General features: G+C 25.7%; 12 protein-coding genes, 3 tRNA genes and 1 rRNA gene. 9 read left to right on the forward strand and 7 right to left on the reverse strand.

Annotation, left to right across the window (positions count from 1 at the left end; translation table 11 throughout):
* Positions 1-317: 317 nt before the first annotated feature.
* From UAR70_01125 to UAR70_01135, 3 genes are all read left to right on the forward strand, one after another.
* A 16S ribosomal RNA gene (locus tag UAR70_01125) occupies positions 318-1,896 on the forward strand.
* A 59-nt stretch (positions 1,897-1,955) separates the two neighbouring features.
* Positions 1,956-2,030, forward strand: a tRNA-Ile gene (locus UAR70_01130).
* Between the two features lie 53 nt (positions 2,031-2,083).
* Positions 2,084-2,156: transfer RNA gene (locus UAR70_01135), tRNA-Ala, on the forward strand.
* 792 nt (positions 2,157-2,948) lie between these two features.
* Here the strand turns inward: UAR70_01135 and rnhA are convergent.
* On the reverse strand, positions 2,949-3,419 hold the full coding sequence (gene rnhA, locus UAR70_01140) for a ribonuclease HI (protein ID XBC39946.1): 471 nt from the start codon (positions 3,417-3,419) through the stop codon (positions 2,949-2,951).
* Between the two features lie 48 nt (positions 3,420-3,467).
* On the opposite strand from rnhA, the gene dnaQ reads away from it, so the two are divergent.
* From dnaQ to grpE, 4 genes are all read left to right on the forward strand, one after another.
* Entirely contained in the window at positions 3,468-4,196 is a 729-nt protein-coding gene (gene dnaQ / locus UAR70_01145) for a DNA polymerase III subunit epsilon (protein ID XBC39947.1), read from the forward strand.
* 98 nt (positions 4,197-4,294) lie between these two features.
* A tRNA-Asp gene (locus tag UAR70_01150) sits at positions 4,295-4,368 on the forward strand.
* Positions 4,369-4,546: 178 nt separating this feature from the next.
* Positions 4,547-5,008, forward strand: coding sequence for a xanthine phosphoribosyltransferase (gene gpt, locus UAR70_01155; protein XBC39948.1), 462 nt, complete (start codon positions 4,547-4,549; stop codon positions 5,006-5,008).
* Between the two features lie 51 nt (positions 5,009-5,059).
* On the forward strand, positions 5,060-5,638 hold the full coding sequence (grpE, locus tag UAR70_01160; GenBank protein ID XBC39949.1) for a nucleotide exchange factor GrpE: 579 nt from the start codon (positions 5,060-5,062) through the stop codon (positions 5,636-5,638).
* Positions 5,639-5,715: 77 nt separating this feature from the next.
* Here the strand turns inward: grpE and UAR70_01165 are convergent, their stop codons facing one another.
* The gene (locus tag UAR70_01165; GenBank protein ID XBC39950.1) at positions 5,716-6,012 is read right to left on the reverse strand and encodes an RnfH family protein; all 297 of its coding nucleotides are present in this window, start codon (positions 6,010-6,012) and stop codon (positions 5,716-5,718) included.
* A 122-nt stretch (positions 6,013-6,134) separates the two neighbouring features.
* On the opposite strand from UAR70_01165, the gene smpB reads away from it, so the two are divergent.
* Both smpB and tadA read left to right on the forward strand, forming a co-directional pair.
* Positions 6,135-6,602, forward strand: a complete 468-nt coding sequence (gene smpB / locus UAR70_01170) for an SsrA-binding protein SmpB (GenBank protein ID XBC39951.1) — start codon at positions 6,135-6,137, stop codon at positions 6,600-6,602.
* A gap of 43 nt (positions 6,603-6,645) precedes the next feature.
* Entirely contained in the window at positions 6,646-7,125 is a 480-nt protein-coding gene (gene tadA / locus UAR70_01175) for a tRNA adenosine(34) deaminase TadA (protein ID XBC39952.1), read from the forward strand.
* Between the two features lie 74 nt (positions 7,126-7,199).
* Here the strand turns inward: tadA and acpS are convergent, their stop codons facing one another.
* The 5 genes from acpS to lepA form a co-directional block, all read right to left on the reverse strand.
* Complete coding sequence (gene acpS / locus UAR70_01180; GenBank protein XBC39953.1) at positions 7,200-7,595, reverse strand: holo-ACP synthase; 396 nt, start codon at positions 7,593-7,595, stop codon at positions 7,200-7,202.
* Positions 7,570-8,457 carry a GTPase Era gene (gene era, locus UAR70_01185; GenBank protein ID XBC39954.1) on the reverse strand — a complete coding sequence of 296 codons (888 nt, stop codon included), beginning with the start codon at positions 8,455-8,457 and terminating at the stop codon, positions 7,570-7,572. Before era ends, acpS begins: the two co-directional genes overlap by 26 nt.
* Positions 8,454-9,134, reverse strand: a complete 681-nt coding sequence (gene rnc / locus UAR70_01190; GenBank protein XBC39955.1) for a ribonuclease III — start codon at positions 9,132-9,134, stop codon at positions 8,454-8,456. The genes era and rnc overlap by 4 nt, the downstream gene beginning before the upstream one ends.
* Before the next feature lie 102 nt (positions 9,135-9,236).
* Positions 9,237-10,163: a signal peptidase I gene (lepB, locus tag UAR70_01195; protein ID XBC39956.1), complete on the reverse strand. Its 927-nt coding sequence runs from the start codon at positions 10,161-10,163 to the stop codon at positions 9,237-9,239.
* Positions 10,164-10,207: 44 nt separating this feature from the next.
* Positions 10,208-12,001, reverse strand: a complete 1,794-nt coding sequence (lepA, locus tag UAR70_01200; GenBank protein XBC39957.1) for a translation elongation factor 4 — start codon at positions 11,999-12,001, stop codon at positions 10,208-10,210.
* Between the last annotated feature and the right edge of the window lie 26 nt (positions 12,002-12,027).

Here is a 12,027-nt window from a genome sequence, read left to right on the forward strand (position 1 = left end):
TTTAGTGTTTATTATTTTACATCAAATATATTTCGAATAAAATAAAATATTTTTAAATAGTTTTTGATATTTTATTATCGTAAATTTTAAATAAAATTTATTTAAAATTATTCAGAAAAGTCATAAAATATAAACATATTTGCAAATTTTTTAAAAATATGTTTAAAAATGTTGACAAATTATGTAAAAGATGTAAGTATATGTTTGTATTAAACGCTCTTTAAAAAGATATCAGAAAATTCATGTGGGCACACCAAATTTAAGATGAATTCAGTTTAAATTTTATAAAAGAATTGTTCTTTTTTTTTTAAAGAACATAATTGAAGAGTTTGATCATGGCTCAGATTGAACGCTGGCGGCAAGCTTAACACATGCAAGTCGAGCGGCAGCGAAAAAAGGTAAAACTTTTTGACGGCGAGCGGCAAACGGGTGAGTAGTATCTGGGGATCTGCCTAAAAGAGGGGGACAACCATTGGAAACGGTGGCTAATACCGCATAATGTTGTTATATATTATAAATATAATACAACCAAAGTAGGGGACTGAAAGTAATTTCAGCCTTATGCTTTTAGATGAACCCAGACGGGATTAGCTTGATGGTAAGGTAATGGCTTACCAAGGCTACGATCTCTAGCTGGTCTTAGAGGATGTCCAGCCACACTGGAACTGAGATACGGTCCAGACTCCTACGGGAGGCAGCAGTGGGGAATATTGCACAATGGGCGAAAGCCTGATGCAGCTATGCCGCGTGTATGAAGAAGGCCTTAGGGTTGTAAAGTACTTTCAGCGGGGAAGAAAGAAGTATATTTAATAAATATATTTTGTGACGTTACCCGAAGAAGAAGCACCGGCTAACTCCGTGCCAGCAGCCGCGGTAATACGGGGGGTGCTAGCGTTAATCAGAATTACTGGGCGTAAAGAGCTCGTAGGTGGTTTTTTAAGTCAGATGTGAAATCCCTAAGCTTAACTTAGGAACTGCATTTGAAACTAAGAGACTAGAGTCTCATAGAGGGAGGTAGAATTCTAGGTGTAGCGGTGAAATGCGTAGATATCTAGAGGAATACCTGTGGCGAAAGCGGCCTCCTGGATGAAAACTGACACTGAGGTGCGAAAGCGTGGGGAGCAAACAGGATTAGATACCCTGGTAGTCCATGCTGTAAACGATGTCGACTTGGAGGTTTCTTCCTAGAGAAGTGGCTTCCGAAGCTAACGCATTAAGTCGACCGCCTGGGGAGTACGGTCGCAAGGCTAAAACTCAAATGAATTGACGGGGGCCCGCACAAGCGGTGGAGCATGTGGTTTAATTCGATGCAACGCGAAGAACCTTACCTGGTCTTGACATCCATAGAATTTTTTAGAGATAGAAAAGTGCCTTCGGGAACTATGAGACAGGTGCTGCATGGCTGTCGTCAGCTCGTGTTGTGAAATGTTGGGTTAAGTCCCGCAACGAGCGCAACCCTTGTCCTCTGTTGCCAGCGGTTAGGCCGGGAACTCAGAGGAAACTGCCGGTTATAAACCGGAGGAAGGTGGGGATGACGTCAAGTCATCATGGCCCTTACGACCAGGGCTACACACGTGCTACAATGGCATGTACAAAGAGATGCAGCTCTGCAAAGATAAGCTAACCTCATAAAGTATGTCGTAGTCCGGACTGGAGTCTGCAACTCGACTCCACGAAGTAGGAATCGCTAGTAATCGTGGATCAGAATGCCACGGTGAATACGTTCCCGGGCCTTGTACACACCGCCCGTCACACCATGGGAGTGGATTGCAAAAGAAGTAGATAGTTTAACTAAAAGAATTTTTTTAGAGGACATTTACCACTTTGTGGTTCATGACTGGGGTGAAGTCGTAACAAGGTAACCGTAGGGGAACCTGCGGTTGGATCACCTCCTTAAAATAAAATAGTAATCTTTGATTTAGGATGTGCCCACATTAATTTTCTGATAACGACACAGGCTTGTAGCTCAGCTTGGTTAGAGCACACCCCTGATAAGGGTGAGGTCGGTGGTTCAATTCCACTCAGGCCTATATTTTTTAATTTTATTTATTAATAATAATTTTTAGTATTTAATACAAAAATAGGGGCTATAGCTCAGCTGGGAGAGCATCTGCTTTGCACGCAGGAGGTCAGCGGTTCGATCCCGCTTAGCTCCATTTTATTTTCTTTTATTTTTCTTAAAATATTTAACATATTTAATTCAAATATCAAATCTAAATTTAATCCTATTTTCTTTCTTAAAGACACATCATTTAATCTTAAAAACGGATTAATTTTTTTTTCTATTTTTAGAATACTAGGTAATGTGTGTATATATTTATTATAAGATTTAATTTTTTTATAATATTTATTTATTAATATATCATTTGGAAATATTCTTTTAAAAAATTTTAAATTAGATCTTGTATATTCATGTGCACAATAAATCAATGTATTATTAGGTAAACGAGAAATAGTTTTTAAGGAATTATACATTTTTGTAATCATTCCTGTTTTTATTTTTCCGCATCCTCCAGAAAATAACGTGTCACCACAAAACAAATTTGGTTTAGAGTAATATGAAATATGTTCCTTAGTATGACCAGGAGTAGATATAACAGAAAACATAAACTTTTTTATTTTAATTATATCCTTATGTTTTACTAGATTAGTCATTCCATATTTATATGTTTCTAATGGGCCATAAATAGGAATTTTAGGATATTTATATATAAATTTTTTAACTCCTGCAACGTGATCATTGTGACAATGTGTTAAAAAAATAGCTTTAAGATTTAATTTTAAAGTTTTTATATATTTATAAATAGAAGTATATTTTCCTGGATCAATAATGATACAATTATTTTTTGAGTCATAAACTATCCATACATAATTATTTTCAAGTATTCTTAAGAATGTAATATTCATTTTCATAGTAATTTAAAATTTTTAAAATTAATTTATAAAATTTATTTTTTAGAAATAACATATTCTATATCTTTAAAAATAGGATTTTTTGCTGCTTGACGTGCTAAATAATCACATTTTTCATTTTGTATATTTCCAGAATGACTTTTAATCCAATTCCAAGTAACTGTATGCTGTATCAGTAATTTTTCTAATCTCATCCATAGATCAATATTTTTTACAATAGTGTTTTTTGATGTTTTCCATCCTTTATTTTTCCAGTTTTTTATCCAATATGATATTCCGTGATTGACATATTGACTATCTGTACAAATAATAATTTCGAAACATTTTTTTAATGATTCTAATGCTATTATAATTCCCATTAGTTCCATGCGATTATTTGTAGTTAAATAAAATCCAGAACTATATGTTTCTTCATGTGTATTATATTGTATAATGCAACTGTATCCTCCTGGTCCTGGATTTTTTAAACAAGATCCGTCGGAAAATATTTTAATTAATTCTAACATAATATATTTTTCTCGTGATTTAAATATATAATGAGTATATAGGATTATATGAAAAAATGTGATAGAAAAATTGCTTTAGATACTGAAACAACTGGAATGAATCATACTGGTGTATTTTATGAAAACCATAAAATTATTGAAATTGGAGCAGTAGAAATTATTAATAATGATTTCACAGGTAATGATTTTCATTGTTATATTCAACCAAATAGACCTATTGATAAAGATTCTTTTAAAGTTCATGGAATTTCTGAAAAATTTTTGTTAAAAAAACCTGAATTTCGAGATATAGCTGAAAATTTTTTAAATTATATTAATAATTCTACTCTAATTATTCATAATGCTAAGTTTGATGTAGATTTTATAAATTATGAATTGAGTATGACTGATTTAGATTCTAAAAATTTACTTAATTTTTGTAATGTAATTGATACTTTGTCATTAGCACGTCAATTGTTTCCGGGTAAAAAAAATAGTTTAGATGCATTATGTAGTAGATATAAAATTAGCATTAAGCATAGAACTGTTCATAGTGCATTAGTTGATGCAAAATTGTTAGCAAAAGTCTACATTTTTATGACTAATATTCAAAAATCTATTTTGATTTTCGACAGAGAAAATAGTTCTAGTATTAATAAAAAAAATGTAAATGATTCTTCTCAACTGTTTTTTAAATCAAGATTATTATTAGCAACTAAACAAGAAATTTATAAACATAATGAATTTTTAAAATTTATTAAGAACAAAACTGGAAAATGTCTTTGGTTAGATAAATAAATGTAATTAAAAACCATATTGACATTATTAGTGTTAAATTATACAATAAATATCTTTTAATAAGATATGTTATTTTAAATAATAATAATTTTTTACAAGGTGCGGTAGTTCAGATGGTTAGAATACTGGCCTGTCACGCCGGGGGTCGCGGGTTCAAATCCCGTCCGCACCGTTAAATGTTATATTTATAAAGATTTTTTTTTAAATAAATCAATGTTTTAAAATATTTTAGGTTTTTTAATTTATTTTTAAAAACACTTTTAGTATTATACGATAATAATTATTTTAGCATAAATTTATAGATTTCTTATTTCTATAAACAGAAATACTATTTGAATTTTAGGTGTGTTATGAGTAAGAAATATATTGTTACTTGGGATATGCTACAAATTTATGCTAGACAATTAGCACATAAATTATTACCTGTAAAACAATGGAAAGGAATTATTGCAGTAAGTCGAGGTGGATTAATTCCATCCGCATTACTAGCTAGAGAATTAAACATTCGATTGGTAGATACTATTTGCGTATCTAGTTATGATCATAACTGTTTACGTGATTTAAAAATATTAAAACACGCTACTGGAAATAGTTCTCAGGTTATTATTGTAGATGATTTAGTAGATACAGGAGGTACAGGGAAAATAATTAGAAATTTATATCCAAAAGCAAAATTCGTTACTATTTTTGCTAAACCTCTTGGTAAATTTTTGGTGGATGAATATATTATAGATATACCTCAAACCGTTTGGATTGAACAACCATGGGATATGGGAATGAAATATCAATCTCCTTTAGTTAGTGATTTATAAAATTTTTAAAAAATTAATATATAAAATATTTCTATTTAGGATTTTAAAATTATGAATGTTGAAAATGATATTTCAGATTTAAAAATTAAATCTAATAGTACGTGTAAAAATAATGTTAATCATGAAAACATTAATAACAATGATGAAAAAGATATTATATATAATGAGAAATTAGACAATCTTAATAAAAAAATTATTGATTTGAATTTAGAATTTTTAAATAAAAATCTTTTAATGAAAAATAATTTAAAATTGTATAAAATAAGAATTGAAACTGAAATTAATAAAATACATAAATTTTCTTTAGCAAATTTTTTTATTGAATTATTTCCTGTCATTGATAGTATTGAATGTGCATTAAATATTTTTAATAATAATGATAAAATTTTGTATCCTATATTTAAAATGTTAGATGAAATCTATAAATCTTTAGTGGATTTACTTATAAATTATGGATTAATAGTAATAAAAGATGTGAATGTTCCATTTAATCCCGATATTCATCAAGCTATTACTTTAAAATATGTTGATAATATTAAAGAAAATCATGTGGTATCTATTATGCAAAAAGGTTATTTACTACATGATAGATTATTACGTCCTGCTATGGTAATTGTTTCTAAAAAATAATTTTTATCTTTTTTATATTTGGAAATTTTTAATGTTATTTTAGCAATTTATTTTATAAGAATTTTTTTTAAATAGTATTAAACTATTTTTTTTTTTTTTATTTTTTTTATTCTTAATTCTTTTGGATTTATTTTTAATGGTTGATAAATTTCAATTCTATCATTATTATTTAAAATATAGTCAAAAGAAATTAGTTCTCCATAAATTCCAATGTTATTATTAGTAATATTCAAATGTTTATTATTAATAATTTTAGATATTTTTAATGCATCTTTCACACATATTCCATTTTTCACTTTAAACTTTTTTATATATTGTATTTTTTTTAAAAAATATACAATATAAATTGTAATTTTTTTTTTATAATTTATCATGAAATAAATAATTTTAAATATTTTTATTATAATTTAATAAATAATACATGTAATATTAAAAAATTTATTTTTAATATAAGATTAAAATAAATCTTTAAATAATTGTATCATATAAAATTTTTATGAAAAAACAAAATTGTAATATTATTTTTAATAAAAAAGCCAGCTATAATTTTTTTATAGAAGAAACATTTGAAGCAGGAATAGTATTATTAGGATGGGAAGTAAAATCTTTGAGATCAAAAAAAGTTAACATTACTAATAGTTATATTTCCTTTAAATCAAAAGAAGCATATTTAGTAGGAATGAATATAGATCCTATATCATCAGAATCTAATTTTAATATTCTTAATGAATCTAACAGAATACGAAAGATACTATTAAAAAAAAATGAAATTTTGTATTTATGTAATAAATTATTAAAAAATAGATTGTCGGTTATAGTTTTATCAATATTTTTTAAGAAAAATTGGTGTAAAATAAAAATTGGATTAGCTAAGGGGAAAAATTTAAAAGATAAGCGAGAACATAAAAAATGTATAGAATGGAAAAAAACTCGTAGTAAATTTTTAAGAACATTTCATACTTAAATAAATATGTTTTTTAAAATTTTAAATTTTTAAAGAAATTATTATGAAAAAAATTTTATCTTCATACAATTTTAATGATGAATATTTTATGAAATATGCTATCTATTTAGCTAAATTAGCTGAAATTGGTGGTGATGTTCCTGTTGGCTCTGTATTGGTATTAGATAATACTATTATTGGAACAGGAATTAATAGTTCTATATTGAATAGCGATCCTACAGCTCATGCAGAAATATTAGCATTGCGAAAAGGAGCTAAATATTTAAAGAATTATCGTTTATTAAATTCTACACTGTATGTAACGTTAGAACCTTGTTGTATGTGTTATGGTGCAATCTTTCACAGTAGGATTTCTCGTTTAGTTTTTGGAACAAGATATAAGAATTCAAAAAAATATATGATGTGTTGTAAAAATTATATAGTATATAAAAATTTTTTTAAAAATTTTTCAGTTACTCGAGAAATACTTAAAAAAGAATGCTCCTATCTTTTAAACAATTTTTTTAAAAAAAAACGAAAATAATTTTATAAATATTTCTAAGTAAATTAATGGAATTACAAAAATATACATTTTTTATTAAAAAATAAACAATATTATTAGTTTTCGATAATTACTATTGCACATACATATAGTTTTTCGTCACTAAGACTAATATGTATGTTTTTAATATTTATATTTTTCGTAATTTTTTTTGCATGAGACAAAAATTTCAAATAAGGTTTACCTTCTTTATTGTGTCTAATTTCTAAATTATTAAATTTTAATCCATATTTCATACCAGTACCTAAAGCTTTAGAGACTGCTTCTTTAATAACAAATCTATTAGCTAAAAATTTTGTATAATTTTTTTTATTATAATTATTATAAAGTAATATATTTAGTTCATAGTTAGATAATATTCTATAGGAAAATTTTTTATCTAATTTTTTTTTAATTATATTTGTAATTCGTTTAATTGATAAAATATCAATACCTATTCCAAAAATGCTCATAATATTTTGTTATTTTAGTCACTTCTAATGATAAATATATTTTTTTTTTAATAAATATTTCGATAGCTTTTCTTGCTAATGTTCCGCATAGTTTTATTTTTTGTCCATTCTTTCCAATAATTATTTTTTTATGTTGGCCTTTGTTTATTAAAATTAAAGATTTTATATACAATGTATTATTACATCTATCTATAATTTTAGTAATTATAACTTTTATTGAATAAGGTAGTTCATCGCCTAGATACAATATAAATTTTTCTCGAATTATTTCTGAAAGATATTTATAGATATTAGAAGTTGTTTTAACATTAATAGGGAATTTATGTTGTGATACTAATGACAGTTTATTTTTAATTATGTTGGATAATAAATTAATATTTTCTCCAGTTTTACCAGATACAGGAATAATATTTTCGAACACATGTTTTTTATTAAGATTAAAAATATATGGCAATAAAAGTTTTTTATCATTAATTTTATCTATTTTATTAATAATAACAAATGTAGGTTTAGAATATTTTTTTATAATTTTTAAAATATACTCATCTTCAAAAGTCCAATTTGTTTTATCGAGAACAAAAAATATGAAATTTACTTCGTATAATAAAGCTATTATATTTTTAAAAATTTTATTTTGAATGGTATAAATATGTTTTGTAGATATTCCAGGTGTATCAACATAAATTAGTTGATGTGTTATACCTATATTTTTGATTCCGAAAATATTATTTTGTGTAGTATGTGGTTTTTTAGATACAATGGATATTTTTGTTTTTATTAATTTGTTAATGATAGTTGATTTACCAACATTTGATTTTCCAATTAAAATACTTTTTCCAAAATATTTTTTTTGATTATTCACTCTAACCCCAATTTTATTAGTGCATTTTGCGCTGCTTCTTGTTCAGCTTTTCTTCTATTAGAACCAATTCCAATTATTTTTTCATTAATTCCAATGATTTCACAGTAAATAGTAAATAATTGATTATGTGCTTCTCCATATACTTGTTCTACTAAATACGATGGTAATGGTAAATGTTTAGATTGCAAATATTCTTGTAATCTAGTTTTTGGATCTTTTTGTGTATCGCTAGGATTAATAGCTTTTAACCTTTTTTTATACCATTTTAAAATTAGTTTTTCTATAGTACATAAATTGCTATCTAAAAAAATACTTCCAATAAGTGCTTCCACAGTATTTGCAAGAATCGATTCTCTTTTAAATCCTCCGCTTTTTAATTCTCCTTGTCCTAATTGTAAATAATCTCCTAAGTCAAATTCATACGCAATTTTTGCTAATGTATGTCCTCTTACTAAAGTAGCTCTCATTCTACTCATATCTCCTTCATTGACATATGGAAAATAATGATATAACGCATTTGCAATAACAAAACTTAAAATAGAATCTCCTAAAAATTCTAGTCTTTCATTATGTTTACTATTTGCACTTCTATGAGTTAAAGCTTGAACTAAAAGATCTTTTTTAATGAAAGTATATCCCAATATTTTTTGTAATTTTTGTATTACAGTATGATTCATGTGCATGCCGATTTTACTAATTTAAAGATTAGTGAATTAGTAATAAAAAATAATAATAAGAATACTCATCGTAAATTTTATCGTTGTATCAACGAAAAATTTTTAATTAATACGTCCAATTCTATTTAATTGAATACCTGTAGGCCATTCCTTTTGTTCTTTAATTAAATGCATCCATATAAATACTGCTTTTCCTATTAAATTGTCTTTTGATACAAAACCCCAGTATCGACTATCAAAGCTATTATCTCTATTATCTCCTAATACAAAATAATGATTTTTTGGAACAACCCAAGTTCCTAGCTTTTGATTTGGTTGTTGATAATATAAATTTTTTTGATCAAATATATTATCTATTAATAATATATTATATGTTAAAGAATCTAATTTTTCTTTATGAATTTTAAATTGAATAAATTTGTTTTTATTATATTTAACAATATTTTTATATACAGAAAGTGTATCAGGTTCAAGTTTTTTAAAAGACTCATTGACAGTAGTTTTTAAATGATTTACAAAATTTAATTTTATATGTTTTTTTTTATCACTATTGGAAGTTATCATTAATTGTTTAGTTAATATATCGTATGTAATTATGTCACCTGGTAACCCAATTATTCTTTTAATATAGTTTAGAGAAGTATTTTTAGGATGGCGAAAGACAACAACATCACCTCTTTTTGGAGAATTTTTAAAAAAAATTATATTTTGAGAGATAGGGCTTTTGATTCCATAAGAAAATTTTTCTACTAAAATAAAATCTCCTGGAAATAAACTAGGTATCATAGATTCAGATGGAATTTGAAATGGCTCATAAATATATGTGCGTATTATAAATGCTGTTATTATAATAGGAAAAAATGATGCAATTATTTGAATAAAATTTTTTATTTTTACATAATTACAAGTGTAGTTTAATAATGAAATAGTTTTGTTTTTATATAAAAAAGCAAAAATTTTATTTAAACACCATAGAATTCCAGTTACTAATGAACAAATTAATAAAAAAGTTGATAAATAATTAGACATATGTTTATTTATCCTATATTTTAAATGAAACAGAATATTGATAATTAATTAGAATTATTATTTAACACTGCTAAAAATACTTCATGAGGTATATTAACATTACCAATTTTTTTCATTCTTTTTTTTCCTAGTTTTTGTTTATATAATAGTTTTTTTTTCCTAGTAATATCTCCACCATAACATTTTGCTAAAACATTTTTTCTTAGTTGTTTAATAGTGCTTTTAATAATTACTTTTTTACCTACCATAGCTTGAATTATAATATCAAATTGATGTCTAGGAATTAAATTAGTTATTTTTTTTACTATTTCTTTGGAACAAACTGATATTTTTGAATAATGAATCATTGTTGACAAAGCGTCTATTTTTTTATAATTTATAAAAATATCTAAACATTTTACATTAGAATGTTTATATGATTCAAAATTATATTCTAATGAAGCATAACCACTAGATACTGATTTTAATTGATCAAAAAAATTTAGAACTACTTCTGACATTGGTATACTGTAATCTAATATAATTTGATTGTTATAATACAAAATATTGTTTTGTGTTCCTCTTCTTTTTGAACATAATAATAATATATTTCCTAAGTATTTTTCTGGTGATAAAATTAAACATTTTGCAATAGGCTCTTTAATTTCTTTTATATTTTTTAACTCTGATAATTTGTGTGGTGAATCTAAATAATGAGTTTTGTTATTCAACATTAATATTTTGTAAACAACAGTTGGCGGTGTAGATATTATTACAAGATTATACTCTCTTTCTAATCTAGCTTGAATAATTTCCATATGTAAAAGTCCTAAAAAACCACATCTAAAACCAAACCCTAACGCTAAAGAGTGTTCAGATTCATAAAATAAAGACGAATCATTTAAACTTAATTTTTCTAATGCATCTCTGAAAATATTAAATTGATTAGATTGAGTAGTAAATAATCCTGCATAAATTTTAGGTTTAATTTTTTTAAACCCCGGTAATGCTTGATTGGCACTATTTTTATATTGAGTAATAGTGTCACCAACAGGAGCTCCGGTAATATTTCGTATTCCACAAATGATCCATCCAATTTCACCACATTTTAAAAATTCTTTCAGTATTGGTTTAGGAGTAAAAATTCCTATTTTTTCTACATTGTAAGTTTTTTCTGTACTCATGATTTTAATTTTATGTTTTTTAGTTAAAATACCATTTTTTATTCTAATTAATGATACTACTCCTAAATAACAATCAAACCAAGAATCTATAATTAATGCTTGTAATGGAGCATGAGGATTACCTTTTGGATATGGAATAGTAAATATTATTTGTTCTAATAAATTAGTAATACCTTCTCCAGTTTTAGCAGAACATAAAATTATATTTTTAGTAGATAATCCAATAACATGTTTAATTTCATTTTTTATTTGTTGAGGATTTGCGGTTGGTAAGTCAATTTTGTTTAATACAGGTATAATTTTTAAATTCATGTCTAAAGCGGCACGACAGTTTGCTATAGTTTGTGCTTCTATTCCTTGTGAGGCATCAATTATTAATAATGCACCTTCACATGCAGATAAAGATCTAGATACTTCGTACGAAAAATCTACATGTCCAGGAGTATCAATAAAATTAAATTTAAAAATTTTATTGTATGAATTTTTATATTTAATAGTGACACTTTGAGATTTTATTGTAATACCTCTTTCTTTTTCTAACTCCATAGAATCCAATACTTGATCTCGCATTTCTCTTTTTGATAATCCTCCACATATTTGTATTAATCTGTCTGAAATAGTAGATTTTCCATGATCAATATGTGCAATAATTGAAAAGTTTCTAATTGTTTCCATGTATTAAAAGAATAGCCCTCAATGTA

The organism is Buchnera aphidicola (Chaetogeoica yunlongensis) (assembly GCA_039829965.1).
Classification (GTDB): domain Bacteria; phylum Pseudomonadota; class Gammaproteobacteria; order Enterobacterales; family Enterobacteriaceae; genus Buchnera_B; species Buchnera_B aphidicola_BA.